21 protein-coding genes and 1 tRNA gene are annotated in these 21,544 nt (G+C 72.8%); 13 read left to right on the forward strand and 9 right to left on the reverse strand.

Going from position 1 to position 21,544, the window contains the following annotated elements:
- Positions 1-155 precede the first annotated feature (155 nt).
- Both ABGA99_RS31335 and ABGA99_RS31340 read left to right on the forward strand, forming a co-directional pair.
- Positions 156-229 (forward strand) — tRNA-Ala (locus ABGA99_RS31335).
- Positions 230-600: 371 nt separating this feature from the next.
- The gene (locus ABGA99_RS31340; RefSeq protein WP_347579105.1) at positions 601-1,410 is read left to right on the forward strand and encodes a DUF4253 domain-containing protein; all 810 of its coding nucleotides are present in this window, start codon (positions 601-603) and stop codon (positions 1,408-1,410) included.
- Between the two features lie 233 nt (positions 1,411-1,643).
- Here ABGA99_RS31340 and ABGA99_RS31345 read toward each other — a convergent pair whose 3' ends face one another.
- A complete protein-coding gene (locus ABGA99_RS31345) occupies positions 1,644-2,033 on the reverse strand; it encodes a hypothetical protein (protein WP_347579106.1) in 390 nt (129 codons plus the stop codon).
- An 80-nt stretch (positions 2,034-2,113) separates the two neighbouring features.
- On the reverse strand, positions 2,114-2,554 hold the full coding sequence (locus ABGA99_RS31350) for a DUF4265 domain-containing protein (protein ID WP_347583964.1): 441 nt from the start codon (positions 2,552-2,554) through the stop codon (positions 2,114-2,116).
- A gap of 590 nt (positions 2,555-3,144) precedes the next feature.
- Here ABGA99_RS31350 and ABGA99_RS31355 point away from each other — a divergent pair.
- Positions 3,145-3,627: a hypothetical protein gene (locus tag ABGA99_RS31355; protein ID WP_347580495.1), complete on the forward strand. Its 483-nt coding sequence runs from the start codon at positions 3,145-3,147 to the stop codon at positions 3,625-3,627.
- A 95-nt stretch (positions 3,628-3,722) separates the two neighbouring features.
- Here ABGA99_RS31355 and ABGA99_RS31360 read toward each other — a convergent pair whose 3' ends face one another.
- Entirely contained in the window at positions 3,723-4,184 is a 462-nt protein-coding gene (locus ABGA99_RS31360; RefSeq protein WP_347580490.1) for a hypothetical protein, read from the reverse strand.
- Between the two features lie 222 nt (positions 4,185-4,406).
- On the opposite strand from ABGA99_RS31360, the gene ABGA99_RS31365 reads away from it, so the two are divergent.
- Positions 4,407-6,260 carry a sugar-binding domain-containing protein gene (locus tag ABGA99_RS31365; protein ID WP_347580489.1) on the forward strand — a complete coding sequence of 618 codons (1,854 nt, stop codon included), beginning with the start codon at positions 4,407-4,409 and terminating at the stop codon, positions 6,258-6,260.
- A gap of 122 nt (positions 6,261-6,382) precedes the next feature.
- On the opposite strand, the gene ABGA99_RS31370 is transcribed toward ABGA99_RS31365, so the two are convergent.
- Entirely contained in the window at positions 6,383-7,411 is a 1,029-nt protein-coding gene (locus ABGA99_RS31370; protein ID WP_347580488.1) for a LacI family DNA-binding transcriptional regulator, read from the reverse strand.
- A 138-nt stretch (positions 7,412-7,549) separates the two neighbouring features.
- On the opposite strand from ABGA99_RS31370, the gene ABGA99_RS31375 reads away from it, so the two are divergent.
- Positions 7,550-8,545, forward strand: coding sequence for a superoxide dismutase (locus ABGA99_RS31375; RefSeq protein ID WP_347583965.1), 996 nt, complete (start codon positions 7,550-7,552; stop codon positions 8,543-8,545).
- 22 nt (positions 8,546-8,567) lie between these two features.
- The gene (locus ABGA99_RS31380; protein ID WP_347583966.1) at positions 8,568-9,251 is read left to right on the forward strand and encodes a YdcF family protein; all 684 of its coding nucleotides are present in this window, start codon (positions 8,568-8,570) and stop codon (positions 9,249-9,251) included.
- 33 nt (positions 9,252-9,284) lie between these two features.
- On the opposite strand, the gene ABGA99_RS31385 is transcribed toward ABGA99_RS31380, so the two are convergent.
- A complete protein-coding gene (locus ABGA99_RS31385; protein WP_347580486.1) occupies positions 9,285-9,902 on the reverse strand; it encodes a hypothetical protein in 618 nt (205 codons plus the stop codon).
- Positions 9,903-10,007: 105 nt separating this feature from the next.
- On the opposite strand from ABGA99_RS31385, the gene ABGA99_RS31390 reads away from it, so the two are divergent.
- The gene (locus ABGA99_RS31390) at positions 10,008-10,526 is read left to right on the forward strand and encodes a GNAT family N-acetyltransferase (protein ID WP_347580485.1); all 519 of its coding nucleotides are present in this window, start codon (positions 10,008-10,010) and stop codon (positions 10,524-10,526) included.
- Between the two features lie 126 nt (positions 10,527-10,652).
- Here ABGA99_RS31390 and paaK read toward each other — a convergent pair whose 3' ends face one another.
- Entirely contained in the window at positions 10,653-11,912 is a 1,260-nt protein-coding gene (paaK, locus tag ABGA99_RS31395; RefSeq protein WP_347580494.1) for a phenylacetate--CoA ligase PaaK, read from the reverse strand.
- 50 nt (positions 11,913-11,962) lie between these two features.
- Positions 11,963-12,466, reverse strand: a complete 504-nt coding sequence (paaI, locus tag ABGA99_RS31400; protein WP_347580484.1) for a hydroxyphenylacetyl-CoA thioesterase PaaI — start codon at positions 12,464-12,466, stop codon at positions 11,963-11,965.
- A gap of 86 nt (positions 12,467-12,552) precedes the next feature.
- Here paaI and ABGA99_RS31405 point away from each other — a divergent pair, with 86 nt between their 5' ends.
- From ABGA99_RS31405 to ABGA99_RS31425, 5 genes are all read left to right on the forward strand, one after another.
- A complete protein-coding gene (locus tag ABGA99_RS31405; RefSeq protein ID WP_347580483.1) occupies positions 12,553-13,452 on the forward strand; it encodes a 3-hydroxyacyl-CoA dehydrogenase family protein in 900 nt (299 codons plus the stop codon).
- A 219-nt stretch (positions 13,453-13,671) separates the two neighbouring features.
- Positions 13,672-15,069, forward strand: a complete 1,398-nt coding sequence (locus ABGA99_RS31410) for a DMT family transporter (protein ID WP_347583967.1) — start codon at positions 13,672-13,674, stop codon at positions 15,067-15,069.
- A 152-nt stretch (positions 15,070-15,221) separates the two neighbouring features.
- On the forward strand, positions 15,222-16,097 hold the full coding sequence (locus ABGA99_RS31415) for a glutaminyl-peptide cyclotransferase (protein ID WP_347583968.1): 876 nt from the start codon (positions 15,222-15,224) through the stop codon (positions 16,095-16,097).
- A 107-nt stretch (positions 16,098-16,204) separates the two neighbouring features.
- Complete coding sequence (locus tag ABGA99_RS31420) at positions 16,205-16,561, forward strand: YciI family protein (protein WP_347580480.1); 357 nt, start codon at positions 16,205-16,207, stop codon at positions 16,559-16,561.
- Between the two features lie 73 nt (positions 16,562-16,634).
- Positions 16,635-17,987, forward strand: a complete 1,353-nt coding sequence (locus ABGA99_RS31425; protein WP_347583969.1) for an RNA polymerase sigma factor — start codon at positions 16,635-16,637, stop codon at positions 17,985-17,987.
- A 267-nt stretch (positions 17,988-18,254) separates the two neighbouring features.
- Here ABGA99_RS31425 and ABGA99_RS31430 read toward each other — a convergent pair whose 3' ends face one another.
- Positions 18,255-19,262, reverse strand: a complete 1,008-nt coding sequence (locus tag ABGA99_RS31430; protein ID WP_347583970.1) for a sigma-70 family RNA polymerase sigma factor — start codon at positions 19,260-19,262, stop codon at positions 18,255-18,257.
- Positions 19,263-19,415: 153 nt separating this feature from the next.
- Here ABGA99_RS31430 and ABGA99_RS31435 point away from each other — a divergent pair, with 153 nt between their 5' ends.
- A complete protein-coding gene (locus tag ABGA99_RS31435; protein WP_347580477.1) occupies positions 19,416-20,420 on the forward strand; it encodes a DUF6528 family protein in 1,005 nt (334 codons plus the stop codon).
- A 131-nt stretch (positions 20,421-20,551) separates the two neighbouring features.
- Here the strand turns inward: ABGA99_RS31435 and ABGA99_RS31440 are convergent, their stop codons facing one another.
- On the reverse strand, positions 20,552-21,322 hold the full coding sequence (locus tag ABGA99_RS31440; RefSeq protein WP_347580476.1) for a MerR family transcriptional regulator: 771 nt from the start codon (positions 21,320-21,322) through the stop codon (positions 20,552-20,554).
- Between the last annotated feature and the right edge of the window lie 222 nt (positions 21,323-21,544).

Below are 21,544 nucleotides of genomic sequence, written 5' to 3' on the forward strand. Positions count from 1 at the left end.
CCACCCCGCCGCCCCACCAACCGAACCCCGCTCTTCGACCAGTACGCCGACCCACCCCGCCGCCGCGCAGCGAACGAGTAGCGGGCACCCCCGCACCCGGCAGGAACCGATTTCCGGGCCAGGGATCCGGGATGCTAAGGTTCCTTCCGTTGTGAGGGCCTGTAGCGCAGTCCGGTAGCGCACCTCGTTCGCATCGAGGGGGTCTGGGGTTCAAATCCCCACAGGTCCACTTCAACTTCAGGGCCGTTCACGAGTTAACTCGTAGGCGGTTCACGAGATCCCGTCCCATCGTCTCGATCGGGCGGGATTTCGCCGTTTCCGGGTTCGTCGGGAGGCATGCGTGCCGGTGCCGCGGGGGTGTGGCGGGCGTGCAGCGCCTGCTTGCCTGCTTCCGGGCATGGGGAAGCACACCGATCGTGGCGAGCGGCGTGCTACGGCTACGTGGTGTTGATGTGCGGGGGTCCGGTCAGCGGGCCTCCGGTGCAGCCGTGACGCACCCCTCATCCCCGCGCCACCACCCCTGTGCCTTGCCGGCTTCGAGAGTCTGCGCCACCGCCGTGGGGAAGGAGCACTGTCAGACCTCCGAACTACTCTCCGCTCGTGACCCCTGAACTGCTTGCCTCCCTTTCAAGTTCGCTTCCGGAGGGCCGGGTGATCACATCCGGCGAGGATGACGGCGATGTGCCCTTACTGTGGCTGAGCACCGCTCCGGTCTCGGCCGAGCTTTGGGCTTCTCTGCTCGCCGAGCACTCCGCCTCGGGCCTATGGCCGCTTCTTCTCGATGCCCACGACCCAGACGACGCCGAATTCAGCCCGTGGGCCTCCGGCGAACTGGTTCCTGAACGCCTCACCTCACCTCACGCGTATGACGCGGGCGAACTCATGGATCAGTGGTGGAGCGCGTACACGGAGACCGACGAGGACGATGACATGCTGACGCCGGACCAGCGGCTCGCCCTCGCCGCCCCGTTCGGGCAGACCTGGCCGGGTCCGAACCTCAGCTACGAGCCTGAAGCGAATGCTGACCAGATGGCCGCGGAGTACGCGCAGGTCTTCGCCGACCGGCACCCCCAGGCACGTCTCGGGCTCGTCGCCGCTGCCTGTGGCGCGGACGCCCTCACTGCCGCTGGCTGGAGCGGCCCCGCCAACTACGACGACACGGCCAAGTTCTCCGCGGTCGTGCGCGACTGGGAGCGCCGCTTCGGCGCACGTGTCGTGGGAGTCGGCTTCGACACCCTCCATCTCAGCGTCGCGGGGCCCCCGCTGCATGCGCAGGACGCCCTTCTGGTCGCCGCCGAGCACTTCGCCTTCTGCCCGGACAACGTCTGGCAGGGCTCAAGCCCCCAAACCCTGGCCGCCTACGCGGAGCGCATCGTCGGCATGAACTGCTGGGACTTCTGGTGGGACTGACCGATGGCACCATCCCGGGGAACGATCACCCGAACCCGGGAAATGATCTCCAATGCCCTGGTGCCGTGCAGGTCAACCCCACTCGTGAACACCCCACTTCAACTTCAGAGCCGCTCTCGGGTCAGCTCAGGGTTGGCTGACGGGTTCCCATCCGGTCCTTTGATCGGGCGGGATTTTGTCGTTTCCGGGTTGTCCGGTGAAGTGTCCGACTCCGGCGGCGATTGCGGATACGTCTATGACGCCTCAGGTCCGTCAGTGACGGCGGCGGCGACCAGCGCGACAAGATTGTCGGTCCAGCAGTCCGACTCCTTGGTCGCCACTTCGACGCCGCAGCCGCCGCAGACGAGGTTGGGGCCGTCCTGACCGGCAGGCCCGCAGCAACCGGCGAGACGCCGGGCGTCGCGGTGCCGTGCGGCCCCGGGAAGGTCATCCGGATGCAAGATCAACAGGGTTGCATCGAAATTGACCTTGAAGATGCCCGCAGCCATCCGAGGGGAGGCGATCGCGTGGGCCGTGGGGCGCTCCGGACCTCGCAGAGGTTCTCCAGCCTCCACCTCGTTCGTCAGGGGCTGCCGGCAGTTGGCGCAGTGGAAGACGGTCATCCGGTCGCCCTCCTGCAGCATTCACGCCATGAGAGATGAGCCCGCCATGGCACTCACCTCGAATCCGCGGCCCGCCAGGCATCGGTGACGCACCCTTCCTCTCAATGCCACCACCCCTGGGCGTCGCCGTGCTCGAGGAGCCTCCGGATCCGGGACAGGTCAGCATCCGGTGGAACATCGAGAGCCACCATCCGGAACTGCTCGAGCCCTTCGCCGGTCGTGCCCAGGCGGTGGAACGTCTCCAGCACCTTCTGCCGCGCAGCGCCGGAGCCACCGTCCTTCAGGACGATAAGTCGGATGGTGCAGTTCTCCGAAGCCCTCACCGTCTCACCGGCCCAGCGGACACCCTCCGCGTCGACCTCGACCCGGATGATGTCGTCGCTGGCCACTCCGCGTGCAAACCAGGGGGTGTTGTCCAGGCGTACGGTCCCGTCGCCGAGGTCCACCGCCCACATGCTCTCCACGCTTACCGGCGGCCAACCGTTCTCGTCCACCTCCAGCCGGGAATGAACCTTCACATGACCGTTCCTGACACTCGTCACGGCACCATCATCCGCAGCGGCGGCCATGCGGTGTTTTCGGGTCGCCGATGCCGGGGCCGGCGGTCTGTTGCCCGGGTGGCGCCGTGTGGGGTCGTGCAGCTCTCGGCCGAGCCGGCGGGAGGGTGAAGCGGTGGGATGGGCTTGGGTTGTCGGGGGTTCGTCTAAGGGGTGGCGATCGTCTTGCGAATGCCCGGTGAACGGGGTGGGAACGTTGTGTCGTCTTCGTTTGTCCTCGTCCGCTTTTCGTGCGGGATATGTGAAAGTGCACCGCAGGGGAAGGGTGGGGCTGCTGAGCACGACATCGGTGCTCGCAGGAGTCAGAGGGTGGGATCTCCGTGTCCTGATGTCCGCCGCTGCCGTGCGGCGGACGGCCGCTGCCGTTCCGCGACAACTGCCGGCGCACCCGGTCTCCCGGCGGGCCGCGAGGCATCGACCGACACGAAGGACATCACACAGTGAGACGCACGCTTGTAGTACTGGTCAGCCTGTGCACCGCGCTCGGGCTTCCCGTGCTGGAGACGGCCGCGGCGCAGCCCGGCCCGTCGGCGGCCGTGCCCGACGGGTGGCAGGAAGTGCAGGGTGAGGAAGCGGTGGCCGCCGACGGGGCACGCGCGGTCACGGCGAACGCGCAGGAGCCTGTCGCGATCCAGTCCGTCCGCAACGGCGGCTACGCGACCGCCGAGGTCAACTACGCCGCGCCGCGCACCGGCGTGGTGCGCGCCCGGTCCGCCAATCCCGGCACCTGGGAGACCTTCGACCTGATCTGGAACGAGGCCACCGAGACCTACGCCCTGAAGTCCAAGGCCAACAACCGCTACGTGGCCGTCGAGCGCAACTTCACCGGCAGCGCCGCGAACGTCCTGCGCGCCCGCTCCGCCACCGCCGGCGCCTGGGAGCGCTTCTCGCTCTGGTACAACGAGGAACTCGACCGCTGGGCCTTCCGCTCCGAACTGAACGGCCGGTTCGTCGCGATGGAGAACAACTACACCGGCTCCCTGCAGTACGTGCTGCGCGCCCGCTCCGAGACCGTCTCGGGGGCCTGGGAGCAGTTCCACCTCTACGACCGCAGCTGACCCCCACCCCGACGCCGCCCCCACCGTCAAGCGTCCCCTCCGGCCGCACCGCCCCACCCGGGCGGCCGGAGGCCCGGTCCGGGCCCGTCGTCGCGTCAATCTGCGCCGGGATAAGCGGTGGTGCGCCACCAGAGGCCGGGTTTGAGATGCTCGATCAGTCGTGAGTCGGTGACCACGACGTCGTAGTCGGCCCCCACGCGGACCTCTTCGCACCGGAGGAAGGCCGCGGCGGATTCCGGGGACATCTCGTCGAATGGTCCCTCGTCCTCCCAGGGAAATCCTCTGCCGCTCTCGGAGAGCCGTTCTTCGGCCTCAGCCGTGAAGGGGTAGTTGCGGGTCGCGGTGCGCTCCGCACTCTCGACGAAGTCCTGCTCGATCCCGTCGTCCTCGACAAGAAGGTCGAGTACGGCCTCGTCCTCTTCCAGGTCGCGGAGGAAGAAGTTCTTGTCGGGCAGCGGCCAGTGCCATACGTCCGGGTTGAAGGCGGTCACCCGCAGTTGTATGCGCCGCCGCGGAGGGTCGGCGGCCAGCACGCGCACCGCGTAGAGATCAGTCACGGCGCCATTCTCGGCGTGGGCACCCGCACCGGCAAAGTCCTCCTGCGCGGCAGCCGCCGCGCCTGCGTGAGCACCCCACCCCCGCCCCCCGTGGTTTTAACGTTACGCGGTGGGGGTGTCTGCCCGGTCCCGGTGTGGTTTACAACGTTGCATCTTGGTGTTGTGATGGCAGGGACCGCGTCCCGTCCGATCTGACGTCCTCTCCCCAGGAGACCCTTCGCCATGCCCGATTCGTACGCCCCCTCCGCCCCCGCGGGGACTCCCCGGCCCGAGTACCCCCGGCCCAGCTTCGTCCGTGCGGACTGGCTCAACCTCAACGGCACCTGGCAGTTCGCCCGCGATCCCGGTGACAGCGGGTTCGAGCGCGGGCTCGTCGGGGGTGAGCTGCCCGAGCGCATCGTCGTTCCGTTCTGTCCCGAGTCGGAGTTGTCCGGGATCGGGGACACCGACTTCCATCACGCCGTCTGGTACCGGCGCACCGTGCGGATACCGGAGGCGTGGGCGGGGCGGCGGGTCCTGTTGCACTTCGGGGCCGTCGATCACGATGCCACCGTGTGGGTCAACGGGCGGGAAGTCGTCCGGCACAGCGGGGGGTTCACGCCGTTCAGCGCCGATCTCGGCGGTGTCGTACGGGCCGGGGAGGAGGCCGTCGTCGTGGTGCGGGCGCGGGATGCCGCGCGGGGGCCGCAGGCGCGGGGGAAGCAGTCGACCGCGTACGACAACCACGCCTGCTTCTACACCCGTACCACCGGCATCTGGCAGACCGTCTGGCTGGAGCCCGTCGCGGACACGCATCTCCAGCGGCCCCGGATCACCCCCGACCTGGCCGCTGGCTGCTTCCACGTCGAGGTCCCCCTCGCCGGCAGCCGCACCGGTCACCACGTCCGCGCCGAGCTGCGCGACGAGCACGGCGTCGTCGTCGAGGCCGCCGTCGCGGCGGACTTCGACCTCGCGCCGCGCCTCGTCCTGCACGTGCCCGGCGACCGGCGCCGCCCCTGGTCCCCCGAGGATCCGCATCTGTACGAGCTGACACTGGAACTGACCGGTCCCGACGGCACCGTGACCGACCGTGCCGTCTGCACCGCCGGTCTGCGCGCGGTGACGATCGACGGGAAGCGGATCCTGATCAACGGCAAGCCCGTCTTCCAGCGGCTCGTGCTCGACCAGGGCTGGTACCCCGACGGGCTCATGACCGCCCCCGACGACGCCGCCCTCGTCCGCGACATCGAACTCTCCCTCGCCGCCGGCTTCAACGGCGCGCGTCTGCACCAGAAGGTCTTCGAGGAGCGCTTCCTCCACCACGCCGACCGCCTCGGCTACCTGGTCTGGGGCGAGTTCGGCGACTGGGGCGCCAGTACGGGAGGCCCGGTCGGACCCGACAACCAGCAGCCCACCGCCGGCTTCGTCGCCCAATGGCTGGAGGCGGTCGAACGCGACTACTCCCACCCCGCCCTCATCGGCTGGTGCCCGCTCAACGAGACCCGGCAGGTGCTGACCGACCGGCAGAGCGTCCTCGACGACGTCACCCGCGCCATGTTCCTCGCCACCAAGGCCGCCGACACCTCCCGGCCCGTTCTCGACGCCTCCGGTTACGCCCACCGCGTACCGGAGACCGACGTCTACGACTCGCACTGCTACGAGCAGGACCCGAAGGTCTTCGGCGAGCTGATGGCAGGGCTGCGCGCGGGTACCCCCTTCGTCAATCCCGAGGACGAGGCGGCCGGGCAGACCTGGTCGCTGCCGTACGGCGGACAGCCCTACTTCTGCAGCGAGTTCGGCGGCATCTGGTGGAACCCCGAGGACGCGGCGGCCGCGGGCGAGGACCGGCTGGTGTCGTGGGGGTACGGGCAGCGGCCGCGCGACGAGGAGGCGTTCCACGAGCGGTTCGCCGGGCTGACGGGGGTGCTGCTCGATGACCCGGACATGTTCGGTTACTGCTACACGCAGTTGACGGACGTCTTCCAGGAGCAGAACGGGATCTACCGGTTCGACCGGTCGGAGAAGCTGGACGTCGCCCGGGTACGGGACGCGCAACTCCGGCCGGCGGCGTTCGAAGGGGAGGGGGAGGCGCCGTAAGACCCGGGCCCGCGTGTGCGCCGGGTGTGTGCGCGTCCGCGCGTACGCACCGGCGCGTACGCCCCTGCCTTACGCGCCCTCACGTTCCGCCCCGCCTTACGCGCCCTCACACTCCGCCTGCCTCACGCGCTCCGCCTGACCTCCAGCCTGTGCGCCGCCACCACCTGCCGCGCCGCCCGTCCCCCGTCCGCGATCCGGTCCAGCAGCAGCCCCAGCGCCGTCCGCGCGATCTCCGCCTTGTCCGGCGCGATCGTCGTCAGCGTCGGGTTGCTGTACCGCCCGTCGTCGACGTCGTCGATCCCGATGACCGCCACGTCCTCCGGCACTCTCAGCCCGCGCTCGTGCAGGGTGTGGATCGCGCCGAGCGCGAGGAGGTCGGTGTAGCAGAACACCGCGTCGGGGCGGGCGCCGCGGTCCAGGGCCGCGGCCATGGCCAGGGCGCCGTCGCGGCGGTGGTACGAGGGCGTGTGGACGACGAGGGACGGGTCGTACGGCACGCCCCCGGCCTGCAGCGCGCGGCGGTAGCCCTCCGTCCGCCGGGGCGCCGTGCCGCCGCCGCGCGGCTCCTGGTGCCCGAGCGCGGCGACGCGGCGGCGGCCGCGGCCGAGGAGGTACGCGGTGGCGTCGGCGGCCGCGGCGACGTTGTCGATCGCCACGTGGTCGACGCCGGTGCCGGTGATGCGCTCGCCCAGGAGCACCAGCGGGGTGCTGCCGCGCCGGGTGTCGAACTCGTGGCGCTCGATGCCGAGGGGGCTGAAGAGCACGCCGTCGACCATACCGGGGTTCATGCCGCTGAGCACGAAGCGCTCGGCTTCGAGGCGGCCCTCGGTCTGGTCGATGAGCACGGTGTAGCCGCTCTCGCGGGCGGCCTGGACGACGTGCCGGGTCAGCTCGGCGAAGTACGGGATGTCGATCTCGGGTACGGCGACGGCGATCAGGCCGGCGCGGCGCAGCCGCAGGTTGCGGGCGGAGAGGTTGGGACGGTAGCCGAGCTGGTCGATCGCCCAGTGCACCCGCTCGCGGGTCGCCGCGCTGACGGGGCGGTTGCCCGACAGCACGTTGGACACCGTCGTCGGCGACACCCGTGCCAGCGCGGCCACGTCGCGTACGCCGATGGCGCTGCGCTGGGGCGATGCTTCGGGGGGCGGCATGGGGCCATCTTCTCAGGCAGGCGCGGCGGGGGTGTGCGGGGGAACTCCGGGACGTGCACAATCCGTTGTGTCGGAAGTTCGCAGAGTTACCGAGGTGCGCACACCCCTGCCGTCCCCTGCCACGGAAGGCCCGCAACCATGACTCCGAACCACCCCGGACTCTCCCGCCGCCTGCTCCTCGGCGCCGCCGCCGGCGCGACGCTCACGGCCGCGACGGCGGCCGGCACGGGAGCCGCGTACGGCACGAGCAGGCCGGCCGGGACGACGATGCCCCCCGGTACGACCGGGCCGGCCGACGGCGACTGGCCCACCGAGTTCCCGCTCCCCGACGGCTGGCTTCCCGAGGGCATCACCATCGGCAGCCGCCCGTACGCCTACATGGGCTCCCGTGCCCACGGCGCCATCCTCCGCGCCGACCTGCGCACCGGCGCGCTCAGGGTCCTCCGCGCCGGAGCCCTCGGCAGGGCGTCCATCGGCCTGAAGCTGGACCGCGACGACCTGCTGTACGTGGCGGGCGGCGCCGGCGGCACGGCGAGCGTCATCGACGCCCGCACCGGCGACCTGGTCGCGACCCACCGGCTGACGCCCCCGGCCGGCCACTTCATCAACGACACCGTCCTCCTCGGCCGTGACGCCTGGTTCACCGACTCCAACGAGGCGGTCCTCTACGCCGTCCCCCGCGGCCGCTCCGGCGAGGTCCGCGCCCTCCCGCTCACCGGCGACTGGGTCCAGACCCCCCACGTCTACAACGCCAACGGCATCGTCGACACCCCCGACGGCCGCGGCGTCATCGTCGTCAGCAGCATCCCCGGCCGCCTGTACCACGTCGACGTGCGGACCGGCCACGCCACGGAGATCGCGCTGCGCGGCGCGGCGGACGTTCTCAACGGCGACGGCCTGGCCCGCGTCGGCCACACGCTGTACGTGGTCCGCAACCGCGACAACCTGGTCGCGGTCTTCCGCCTCGACCGCGCGATGCGCACCGCCACGCTGCACCACACCGTCACGGACCCCCGCTTCGACGTCCCCACCACGGCGGCCCGCCACGGCAACCGCCTCTACCTGGTCAACGCCCGCTTCACCTCCCCCCAGAAACCGGACACCACCTTCAACGCGGTGGCGGTCCCCCTCTGAGGGCCTTCTCCGAGGGGCATGCATGAACGAACGCCGGCTCAGCGCGCGGGAGATCGGCGAGATCACCGCGTACGTGGACGTCTCCGCGCCGCCGCCCGCCGGGCGGGCCGCCGCCCATCTCGTCTTCGGCACCAACCAGTCCGGCCCGCCCGTGGAGATCGTCGCCGAGCGCTACCACCGGGGGCTGATGCCGCTGGTCATCCTGACCGGGGGCGTGAACCGGCACAACGGGGTCGTCGAGGCGCGGGAGTTCCGCCGGCTGCTGATGGCCCGGGGAGTGCCGGAGAGGGTGATCCGGTGTGAGGACAGGTCGGCGAACACCTGGGAGAACGTCGCGTTCTCGCTGCCGTACGTGCACGAGGCGCTGGCCGCCGGGCTGTCCGTCACCACCGTCAGCAAGTGGTACCACCGGCGCACCGTGCACATGCTGGCCACCCAGGTGCCCGGCATCGGCCCCTTCCACGCGCTCACCTGGGAGCCCGCGTACGGCGGGCCGGTGGTGACACGCGCCGCGTGGACCGCCACTCCCGGCGGGCGGCGGCGCGTGCTCCGGGAGTGGGAGGAGGTCAGGCGGCGGGTGGCGGGCGGGAGCTTCTGCGGGCTGGCGCTGGTGGACGGCGCCTGGCGGCGGCGCCGCGGGCCGGGGGCGTCGACGGCACCGCGGGAGCCGCCCGTGTCGGATGAATTCGCTTCCGTGCGTAGGTGACCTCTCTCCGGCGGTCCTATGAGCGGGGGACGGTCAGGACGACGACTCCTCGAAGTAGGTGTCGAGGGCGGACTCCAGGCCGGCCGCCCACTCCTTCAGCGTCGCCTTGTCCGGGGCCTCCACCTCTGCCGGGCAGATGCCGCGGCTGTCGTGGACGCTGAGGACGAGGCGGCGGCCGAACCGGGAGGTCTTGTACTCGACCGCGCCGATCTCCGACCACGTGAACTCGGCCTCGGTGTCGTCGAGCTGGAAGCGGACACCGGTGCTGTCGACGGTCACCGAGCCGCGGCGGTCGGCGGCCTCGAAGACGGGACGGTCGTCGTCGGAGTCCTCGGCTTCGGCCGCCTTGTCCCCGTCGGCGTCCTTGTCCGTGTCCTTGTCGGCGTCCTTGTCGGCGGACGCGGCCTTGTCCTTGCCGGCCTCGTCCTCGTCGCTGTCGTCGCTGTCGTCGTCCGAGGCTGCTACGGAGTCCTCCGACTCCCCGGACTCCTCGGTGTCCGCCTCGGATTCCTGCTTCTCGTCGGTCGTTTCTGTTTCGTCCTGCTCCTTCTCCTTCTCGTCCGGCGGCGACGATACGAGGCCGGGCAGAGCGGCCGGGTCCATCGCGGCGGCATTGACGGGCGTGATGTTCAGACCTTTGTTCTCCTCCACGGTCCCAAAGTATGGCCGCTGGCCCCCCTCGCGGTCTCCGGGTCCGGCCACCTGCACCGGGATGCCCGGTTCGGCACGGGGCGGCGGCTTCGTACCATTGCCGTCATGGAGATCGTCGCCGTGCCCTACGACCACCCCGACGCGGTCATGCTCAACGACCGGGTCCAGATCGAGTACGCCGAGCGGTACGGCGAAGGGGATCACACGGTGATGGACCCGCAGCACTTCACGCCCCCGCACGGGCTGTACCTGCTGGCGTACGACGCCGACGGCACCCCGCTCGCCACGGGCGGCTGGCGGGCCATGGACGGGACACCGGAGGGGCACCGGGCCGGTGACGCGGAGCTGAAGCGGATGTACGTGGTCCCGGAGGCCCGGGGGCGCGGGCTGGCACGGCGGATACTCGCGGCGCTGGAGGAGAGCGCGCGGGCCGCGGGGCGGACGCGGATGGTGCTGGAGACCGGCATGAAGCAGCCGGAGGCCATAGCGCTGTACCGGTCGGAGGGGTACGAGCCGACGGAGAAGTTCGGCTACTACCGCTTCGAGCAGGACAGCCGGTGCTTCGCCAAGCCGCTGCGGGCGGCGCTGGAGGACGAACAGGCGGAGGGCGTCGCGGCGCGCTGAGCTGCGGCGGGGGTGGCGGTGGCGGCTGCGCTACGGCCCGCGCCCCGGTCCGTACGCCGGCCCGCCCGGTCCGTACGCCGCCGGGCCTCCGGCACGTACGACCGCAGCCCCGGCCCGTACCACCCGTTACTTCTCCCGCTCGTCCACCACCCTGCGGATCTTGCCCACCGACCGCTCCAGCGTCTCCGGCGCCACCACCTCCACCTCCACGCCTACCCCCACGCTCTCCCGCACCCGCCGCGCGATCGCGTCGCCCGCCGCCGCCCGCTGCTCCACCGGCGCCCCCGGCCGGGCCTCGGCCCGTACCGTCATCCGGTCGAGACGGCCCTCCCGGGTCAGCCGCAACTGGAAGTGCGGGGCCACCCCGGGCGTGCGGAGCACGATCTCCTCGATCTGGCTCGGGAAGACGTTGACGCCGCGCAGGATGATCATGTCGTCGCAGCGTCCGGTGACCTTCTCCATCCGCCGGAACGCCGGCCGCGCCGTGCCGGGCAGCAGCCTGCTGAGGTCGCGGGTGCGGTAGCGGACGACCGGCATGGCCTCCTTCGTCAGCGACGTGAACACCAGCTCGCCGCCCTCGCCGGCCGCCCGCACCTCGTCCGTCACCGGGTCCACGACCTCCGGCAGGAAGTGGTCCTCCCACACGTGCAGCCCGTCCTTGGTCTCCACGCACTCCTGCGCGACGCCGGGCCCGATCACCTCCGACAGCCCGTAGATGTCCACCGCGTCCAGCCCGGCCCGCTCCTCGATCTCGCGCCGCATCTCCTCCGTCCACGGCTCGGCGCCGAAGATGCCGACGCGCAGCGAGCTGGCGCGCGGGTCGAGGCCCTGGCGCTCGAACTCGTCGATGATCGTGAGCATGTAGGAGGGCGTGACCATGATGACCTCGGGCGCGAAGTCCCGGATGAGCCGCACCTGCCGCGCGGTCATCCCGCCGGAGGCGGGGATGACGGTGCAGCCGAGGCGTTCGGCGCCGTAGTGGGCGCCGAGGCCGCCGGTGAACAGCCCGTAGCCGTACGCGACATGCACCCGGTGCCCGGGCCGGCCGCCCGCGGCGCGGATGGAGCGGGCGACGAGGCCGGACCAGGTGTCGAGGTCGGCCGCCGTGTAGCCGACGACGGTGGGCAGGCCGGTGGTGCCGCTGGAGGCGTGCAGGCGGCGGACGTCGGCGACGGGGACGGCGAACATCCCGAAGGGGTAGTCCGCGCGGAGGTCGTCCTTGGTGGTGAAGGGGAAGCGGGCGAGGTCGGCGAGCGTGCGGCAGTCGTCGGGGGTGACGCCGGCGGCGTCGAACTTGCGGCGGTAGAGGGGGACGTTGCCGTACGCGTGGCGGAGCGTGGCGCGGAGGCGGTCGAGTTGGTACGCGGCCAGTTCCCCGGCGGTCATGCGCTCGCCGGCGTCGAGCAGGGGAGTGGGGCCGCCGGTCGTCGAGTCGCTCACGCTTGTCCCTCCGGGCCGGTCCCGTCGTACTCGCCGTTCGCTCCGTTCCCGTCGTGTGCCCCGTTCACCGCGGTCGGCCCCTTCGCGCCCGTCGACGGGTCGCGGACGATACGGCTCCGGCCCCGGAACTCCGCGATCACCTCGGCGCCGCGCAGCACGCGCACGTCGTAGACCCCGTTCCGCCCGAAGCGCACCCGCTCCTCCGCCTGCGCCACCAGCACGTCGCCGATGTGCGCGGGCGCCGCGTACGTGATGTCCGCGCCCGCCGCGACGGCGACCCCGCGGCTGTTGCACGCGCAGGCGAACGCGGTGTCGGCGAGGAGGAAGACGTAGCCGCCGTGGGCGATGCCGTGGCCGTTGGCCATCTCCGGCGAGACCGCCATGCGCAGCGTCGCCGTGCCCGGCGCGGCGGCCAGCAGCTCGATGCCGTGGCGGCGGGCCGCGGCGTCGGCCGCGAACACCGTCGTGCCGTCGTGCGGCGCGGTCATGTGCTGCACCACCTGACTCCCCTTGTGGCCCGACCGATCATTCGGTTAGCTTGCGGAGCGGCCGGATCCCCGTCAAGAGGTACGACAGGACGTACGACATGACCGAGCACAGCACAGCGCCGGACGAGCCCGGCGCCGGGGCGCCCCGCGCCATGGCGGTCGTCGGCGGCGGCCGGATGGGCGCCGGGATCGCGCAGTCGTTCGCGACCGCCGGGTCGCGCGTCGTGATCGTGGAGAGCGGCGCGGACGCGGCGGCGGCAGCGGTGGCGCGGGTCGCCGGCGCGCTGCGGCGGGCCGCCGAGCGGGGCCGGCTGGCCGCAGGGGTGGACCCGGACGAGGTGAGCGCGCGGATACGGGCCGTCGGATCCCTCGCCGAGCTGCGGGCGGACGCCGGGCTGGAGCTGGTCGTGGAGGCGGTGCCCGAGGACGCCGGGCTGAAGGCGCGGGTGCTCGCCGCCGCCGAGCAGGCGGTGGGCCCGGACGCCGTGCTGGCGACGAACACCAGCTCGCTGTCCGTCACCGAGCTGGCCGCCTCCCTCGGCCGGCCGGGGCGGTTCCTCGGCATGCACTTCTTCAACCCCGTACCCGCCTCGGAGCTGGTGGAGCTGGTCACCGCGCCGGAGACCGGTGCCGCGGCGCTGGCGGCGGCGCGCGGCTGGACCCGGACGCTGGGCAAGACGGCGGTGGTCGTACGGGACTCGCCCGGCTTCGCCAGCAGCAGGCTCGGGGTGGCCCTGGGCCTGGAGGCGATCCGCATGGCCGAGGAGGGCGTGGCGGCGCCCGCGGACATCGACACCGCGATGGAGCTGGGCTACAAGCACCCGATGGGCCCGCTGCGCCTCACGGACCTGGTCGGGCTCGACGTGCGGCTGGCCATCGCCGAGCACCTGCGCGAGACGCTGGGGGAGCGGTTCGCGCCGCCGGAGCTGCTGCGGGCGAAGGTCGCGCGGGGCGAGCTGGGGCGCAAGACGGGACAGGGCTTCTACGCCTGGCCCTGAGCGGCCGCCGCGGGCCCTTGTGCCGCTCCCCCCTCCGGGTCCTCCCCGGCGTTCTCCCCGGCGCCGAGCGACACGCGCGGCCGGTTTTCGGCCGGACCGTGATGAGGGCGGAGTGCGACCGGAGTGGGGTTCCCAGAGGGGGCGTACTGCTCCGGCAGTACGACCCAGAGCATCCGCCAGGATGACGACTTTCGCCACCGATCGCGGGATCGTTGCTATATGAGCCCACTCATGCTGTCGGTGCTGCTTTCGCTGGTGTCAGCGGTGGCTTACGCCGGCGCCGCACTCGTCCAGGAGCGTGTCGCGGCCACCACGACCGACGCCGACGGCGCGGGCGGCGCGTTCGCGCCGCTGCACCGCGGGAGCTGGTGGGCTTCTGTCGTGCTCAACGCCTCGGGCGCGCTGCTGCACGTGGTGGCGCTCGCCTACGGGCCGCTGAGCCTGGTCCAGCCGCTGGGCGCGCTGACCATCGTCTTCGCGCTGCCGATGGCGGCGATGTTCCTCGGCCGCCGCGCCGGGCGGGCCGCCTGGCGCGGGGCGCTGCTGTCGACCGTGGGGCTCGTGGTGCTGCTGGCCCTGGTCGACCCCGTGGAGTCGCGGGAGCTGGGCGGGACGACGGCGCTGGGGCTGGCCGTGGCGACGGTGGGCGTGCTGGCCGCGCTGACGCTGGCGGCCACGCGGATACGGCATGTGGCGGCCCGCAGCGTGACGCTGGCGGTGGCCTCGGGCGCGGCGTTCGGCATGGCGTCGGTGTTCACCAAGGACGTCACCGCGGACTTCGTCGACCCGCTGGCCATCGGCATGATCGCGATTCTCGCCCCGGCGGGGCTGCTGCTGTCGCAGGCGGCGTACCGCGGCGCGGGGCTGTCGGCGCCGCTGGCGACGCTGACGGTGGTCAACCCCGTGATAGCGGCGGCGGTCGGCGTCACGGCGCTGGGCGAGACGGTGCGGTACGGGATGCTGGGCGCCCTGCTCGCCATCGGGGCCGGTGTGGTCGCGGCGGCGGGGCTGATCGAGCTGACGGTGCAGGCGCACCGTACGCCGGCTCCTTCGGAGGAGCCGGTCACCGAGCCCGCCGCCCAGCCCGTCGCGGGGCCGGCGGAGGAGGCCGCGGCGCCGGTCACCGGCGTGGTGCCCGCCCCCGCCGCGCCGCCCGAGCCGATCGCACCGGCCGAGCCGGTCGAACCCGTCGCGGCGGTCCCGGACGGGCCCGGGGTTCCGCCCGGCTCCGTACCCGCGCCCACTCCCGCGTACCACGCGGGCGCGGCCGCGGCGGCGGCGCACTACGAGACCCCGGCCGCGGAGGCCGGCACGGAGGCGCGCGGCACGGAGGCGCGGGGGACCGACAGGCCCGGGACGGACGGGTCCAGGACAGGTGTGTCCGAAGCCGGCCGTGCCGAAGCCCCCCGTGCCGACGCCGCTCACGCCGGGCCCCGTACCTCCGAGACCCCCGCCCCCCACACGCCGGCGCCCGAGACCCCCGCACCCCGGGTCCCGGCGCCGGAGAACGCCGCCCCCGCGGGCCCGTCACCCGCGGTGGCGGCGCTCATCATCGCCGGTGCCGCCGCCTCCGGCGGCGCGGCCCTGGCGCCGCACCACGCCGTCTGCTCCCGCTGAGCCGCGGCCCGGCGCCTGCCGGGCGACGACGACCGGCACGGCAGAGCAAGCCGGCGCCCCCGCCCCCGTAGCGCCCGGCTCCGCCGCCCCCGCCGACGACGCCGAAGCCGCACCTTCCGCGTGCCGTGCGACGGCTGTGCCAAGGTGGCCCCATGCGCCGCATCGTCGTGACCGCCTCAGCCCTCCTCGCCGCGGCCCTGGCCGCCTGCTCGGCGGGTGATCCCGAGGCGGCGGCCAAGGGGGGCACCCCCGCCAGTGAGGGCGTAGCCGGCGGGGGAGGGACCGGTGGGAGCCCGGTACCCACGGACCAGGACGTGCAGGAGCTTCGGGTACGGGTGCTGGAGCGCCTGCCGCATGACACCGAGGCGTTCACGCAGGGCCTGGAGCTGCGCGGGGACGTCCTCTACGAGGGCACAGGACTGGAGGGCAGCTCCTCCGTCCGCCGCGGCCCCGTCGGCGGCACCCCCACCGTCCGCCGCGACCTGCCCGCCCCGCTCTTCGGCGAGGGCCTGACCCTCGTCGGCCCCCGGCTCTGGCAGCTCACCTGGCAGAACGGCGTCGCCATCGAGCGCGACGCGGACACCCTCAGGGAACTGCGCCGTGTGCGCTACGAGGGCGAGGGCTGGGGCCTGTGCCACGACCGTACGGACGGCGGCACCGGCGGCCGGCTGGTCATGAGCGACGGCAGCTCCCGGCTCACCTTCCGCGACCGGCGGACGTTCGGGCCGACGGGCCATGTGGACGTCACCCGCGCGGGCGCCCCGGTCGACCAGCTCAACGAGCTGGAGTGCACCCCCGACGGCAGCGTCTACGCGAACGTCTACCAGACCGACACCCTGGTCCGCATCGACCCGGACACCGGCGCCGTCACCGCCGACATCGACGCCTCGGGACTGCTCGACCCGGCCGCCCTGCGCGACGGGGCGCTGCAGCTCAACGGGATCGCGGCCGTCCCCGGCGGCGACGAGTTCCTGCTCACCGGCAAGTACTGGCCGCGGATGTTCCGGGTCGCGTTCGTGCCGCGCTGAGGCCGCGGAAAAAACTTCGAGCGGGATGTCGATCCGGCAGGGTGCCGTTCGACGCATGGGCAGAAGGACGGCACGGGCCGCCCGCGACGAGAACGAGGAGACGCGCGATGCGCTACATGATGCTGATCGAGCCGGACCTGGACAACAGCCCTCCCGACGGGATGCCCAGCCAGGAGATCATGGACGAGATGGGCAAGCTCCTGGAGGAGATGACCAAGTCCGGCGTGCTGCTCGACACCGCGGGGCTGAAGCCCGCCGAGGAGGCCGTACGGGTCGTCTCCGACCGCGGGAAGCTGTCCGTGGTCGACGGGCCGTTCACCGAGTCCAAGGAACTGGTCGGCGGCTATCTGATCGCCCAGGTCAAGTCGAAGGAAGAGGCCCTGGAATGGGCCAACCGCTTCCTGAGGGTCCACGGCGAGGAGTGGGTCATCACCATCGAGCTGCGGGAGATCATGGAGCCGTAGCCGATCGTGACGGCCCAGGTCAGGGCCGTGGTGAGTTGCCTTCTGCCGGGGCGGGCTGTTCTGATGTGGGGCTGTGACGGCTTCGCAGGACGCCCGCGCCCGGCGGGAGGACAGCACCCGGGACGCCGGACCCCGGCCGCCCGCGGACGCGCGGGGGGCCACCGACCGCGCCGTGGCGGCGGTCTGGCGGATCGAGTCCGCGCGGATCATCGCGGGCGTGGCCCGTATCGTGCGCGACATCGGCGTGGCGGAGGAGCTGGCCCAGGACGCGCTGGTCGCCGCCCTGGAGCAGTGGCCCGGATCGGGCGTGCCCGACAACCCCGGCGCGTGGCTCATGGCCACGGCCCGGCGACGGGCCATCGATCTGGTACGCCGCAAGGAGCGCTACGCGCGCAAGCTGGCGGAGATCGGCCACGACCTGGAGAGCCGCCGCCCGGAGGGCGAGGCGCAGCTCGCCGCGGTCCTCGACGACGACATCGAGGACGACCTGCTGCGGCTGGTGTTCACGGCCTGCCACCCGGTCCTGTCCACGCCCGCGCGGGTGGCGCTCACGCTGCGGCTGCTGGGCGGGCTGACCACCGACGAGATCGCGCGGGCGTTCCTGGTCACGGAGCCGACGGTGGCGCAGCGCATCGTCCGGGCGAAGCGGACGCTGGCGAAGGCGGAGGTGCCGTTCGAGCAGCCGCAAGGGCCGGAGCGGGCGGAGCGGCTGGCGTCGGTACTGGAGGTCATCTACCTGGTCTTCAACGAGGGTTACTCAGCGACCGCGGGTGACGACTGGATGCGCCCGGGGCTGTGCGAGGACGCGCTGCGGCTGGCGCGGGTGCTGGCGGGGCTGATGCCCACGGAGCCGGAGGTGCACGGGCTGGCGGCGCTGCTGGAGATCCAGGCGTCGCGCGCGGCGGCGCGCACCGGGCCCGACGGCGAGCCGGTGCTGCTGCTGGCGCAGAACCGCAGGCGGTGGGACCAGTTGCTGATCCGGCGCGGGTTCGCGGCGCTGGCGCGGGCGCAGTCGCTGGTCGCGGCCGGGGCGCCGGGACCGGGCCCGTACGCGCTGCAGGCGGCGATCGCGACCTGCCACGCGCGGGCGCCGCGGGCGGAGGACACGGACTGGGGGCAGGTCGTCCGGCTGTACGAGGCGCTGGCACGGGTGGCGCCGTCGCCGGTGGTGGAGCTGAACCGGGCGGTGGCGGTGTCCATGGCGTACGGGCCCGAGGACGCGCTGCGGATCGTCGACGGGCTCGCGGACGAGCCGGCGCTGAAGGACTACCACCTGCTGCCGAGCGTCCGCGGCGACCTGCTGCGGCGGCTGGGGCGGGCGGAGGAGGCGCGGGAGGAGTTCGCGCGCGCGGCGGAGCTGACGCGCAACGCGCAGGAGCGCACGCTGCTGCAGACCCGCGCGGAGTCCTCCCCGGACGGGCCCTAGCGGACGGGGTCCTGGCGGGGCGGACCGTGGGGTGACGGGCGCGGATGGAGCTGCGGAACGGGCCGTGGCGGACGTGCCGCAGCGAACAGGGCTCCGGCGAACCGGGCCGTGCCGAACGGCCACCGCAGCGGACGCGCCGGACCGCACCGGGCCGTGGGAAACCGGGAGGTGGCGGACGGGGTCGGCGTGGTGTCCGGGCGCGGTGACGTCCGGGGTGGCGGGCGGCCCCGGGGGGCGCCCGGCCGGGCTTCGCCGGTCCGCTCGCGCTCAGTCCTCCAGCACCAGCGGCAGGCCGAAGAGCGGGAACAGCCGGTCCACGCCCAGGAAGCTGTTCAGCCCGGTGACCTTGCCGTGCTCGATCTCCAGGACCTGGATCGCCCAGCCGCGGTGACCGCCGCTCTCGGGGTCCGGGTGGTACTGCGCGAAGGCCGGCATGCCGTTCGCCGAGCAGGGGACCAGGCGGGAGCCGCGGCAGACCGCGCCGGTGCCGAGGAACCAGGTGCGGATGTCCTCCGGGCCCTGCAGCCAGAGCGGCAGCGGGGGCATGGAGAGGATGACGTCCTCGCGCATGAGCGCCGTGAGCGCATCCAGGTCGTACCGCTCGAAGGCGTCCACGTAGCGCTCGAGGAAGCGCTGCTGGTCCGCGTCCAGCGGCTTGGCCGGCTCGCTGTCGGCCGGGGCCTCCGCGGCCAGGGTGGCGCGGGCGCGCTGCAGCGCGCTGTTCACCGACGCCACGGAGGTCTCCAGCAGCTCCGCGACCTCGCTCGCCCTCCAGGCGAGCACGTCCCGCAGGATCAGCACCACGCGCTGGCGCGGCGGCAGGTGCTGCAGTGCGGCGACGAAGGCCAGGCGCACGGAGTCGCGCTGGGCCGCGACCTCGGCGGGGTCGCCGCCCTCGGGGAGCACCTTCGTGTCCGGCATCGGCTCCAGCCACGTGGCCTCCGGGAGGGCCGCGCCGAGGGCGGCCTCCGGGGGCGTGGTGGCGGCGCCGGGGGAGGACAGGTCCATCGGGCGGGCGCGGCGCTGGGGGCTGCCGTGCATGTCGAAACAGACATTCGTGGCGATCCGGTACAACCACGAGCGCATCGACGAGCGGCCCTCGAAGCGCTCGAAGCCCTTCCAGGCGCGCACCATCGTCTCCTGGACCGCGTCCTCCGCCTCGAAGGCGGAGCCGAGCATGCGATAGCAGTACCCGGTCAGCTCGATGCGGTGGGACTCCAGGCGATTCTCCACAGGCTCTTCTGCGGTGGGGTCCGCCACCGTTTCTCTGGTCACGTGCGCCATCGTAAGGGCGGGTACTGACAACGGTCACCGGGTGGGACAGATGCGCAGAATTCACCAATCAGCCACCGCAAGGGCTTACTTCCCGTCGTTCGCCGTGGCACTGTGCGGATGATGTTGATCAGAGCAACCCGATCAGGAGTGCCCATGACCGGCAGACCCACCCGTCGTACGGCCCTGCTCACCGCGCTCGGCGCGGGCGCGGCCGCCACACTCCCCGCCGCCGCCGCGCACGCGGCCGGCGGCAAGCCCACCCCGCCCGTCGTCGTCACCGACCAGAAGTCCCGGCGCGTCCTCATCCTCGACTCCCGGCTGCCGTGGAACTCGGCGGACGCCGTGCGCTGGTCGTTCTCGCCGGAGGGCGACGAGCGGTACGCGGACCTGGTGCCCGAGGCGAGCTGGACGTACGTCGACGAGGCCAAGGCCCGCCGCCGCAGGGGGCGTACGTACCTGCTCACCACCGCATCCTTCGGCTTCGCCGCCGTCGTCGAGGTGCCCACAGGGCGCCGCTACTGGGCCGGCGCCCTCGCCGGCGGCACGGACACGGTCAACCCGCACAGCATCGAGCTGCTCCCCGACGGCAACGTCGCCGTCGCCGGCAGCACGGGCGACACCATCCGCCTCTACGCCGCCTCGCAGGGGCCGGCGACCGACGCCTACGCCGAGTACCGCTTCGACGACGCGCACGGGCTGCAGTGGGACAACAGGCGCGGCGTGCTGTGGGCCATAGGCTACGACGAGCTGATCGCCCTCAAGGTCGGCGGCACTCCCGCCGAGCCCACGCTCACCCGCGTCGACAGCGCCGCGCTGCCGCACCCCGACGGCGTGCGGGCCGGCGGGCACGACCTCAGCCTCGTCACGAGCAGCCCCGGTCTGCTGTGGCTGACGACCAACCACGGGGTGTACCAGTACGACATCGCCCGGCGCGAGTTCCGCCAGGACTTCGCCGGCGCCGCGCAGATCAGCCGGCGCAGCGTGAAGGCCGTCAGCGACGTGCAGGGCAGCGGCCGGGTCGTCACGACCGTGCCGGAGCCGGGCCTCGGCAAGTCGTGGTGGACGACGACGGTGTCGGCCCACAACCCGGAGGGCGCGTACAAGCTCCCCGACGGCGGGATCTACAAGGCCCGTTGGTGGCTGTCCGAACCCCGGTGAACGCCGGGGGCATCCGGTCACCGGGCCCGGTCACGCCACGCCGGTGCCGCGGCGCCGGACCTGACCTCCGGTGACGTGACGCCCGTGGTCTGAGAGCCGGCGTCCCGAACGCCGGTGCCGGACCGGCCGGTTCAGCCCTCCGGCTCCTCGGCGGTGGACCCGGCGCGCGTGCGCTTCCACTCCTCGAACTCCTTGCGCACCCGCCGGTCCATCGCCATGGCCACCTCCGCCTCCAGCACCTCCATCGACACCGGCCGCAACTGCTCCAGCGCGTCCGTCAGCCGCTCCACCTGCTCACCCGTCAGCTCGCCGGCCGGTGTCTCCATGACGTCGGCCAGCACATGTGCGCGTATGAGCGCGGTGAACAGCTCGGCGAGGTCGTCCGCATGGGCCCGCACCTCGCGGGCGGCGGCGAGCACGGCGGCCAGCGGCACGCCCCTGGCCACCAGCTTCGACGAGGCGTCCAGCAGCCGCCTGCTGACGTGGATGAACTCCTCGCCCTCCACGGCGACATAGCCCATGTCGATGGACGTCGCCAGGTTCTCCGGCGAGACCTCGCCCGCGAACCTGTCGGCCAGTTCCTCCGGCGTGATGCGCACCGGGGTCTCCTCCGACCACGGCTTGGTCAGAGTCTCCTCCAGGCCGAGCAGTTCGGCCGCGCCGCGTACGTCCCGGCCGCTCTCGAAGGCGGAGATCAACTCCGCGATGCCGCCGAGGGTGTGGCCGCGGTCCAGCAGTCCGGCGATCGTCCGGAGCCGGGACAGGTGTCCCTCCCCGTACCAGGCGATACGGCCCTCGCGGCGCGGCGGTTGGAGGAGTTTGCGCTCGCGGTAGAAGCGCAGGGTGCGCACGGTGATGCCGGCGCGCTCGGCCAGCTCCTCCGTCCGGTATTCGCGTCCCACCGTCTCTTCCCTCCGCCGGTCTCCCCGTAGGTCCTTCGTTCGTCGTCTGCACCCGTCTGCCGCCGGCACTCCGCCGGTCTCCGGCCGTCCCCGCAGGTCCGTGCCGTACGCCCCGGACCACCAGGGTAGGACCTCCCGCCGACACCCCGCCCCCGGGCGGAAGTCGATCTCGCCGGCCCCCTACCCATCGGTAAGAACACGCCCTACGCTCTCATCGTGCCA

The organism is Streptomyces sp. B5E4, assembly GCF_039871555.1.
In the GTDB taxonomy this organism is placed as follows: domain Bacteria; phylum Actinomycetota; class Actinomycetes; order Streptomycetales; family Streptomycetaceae; genus Streptomyces.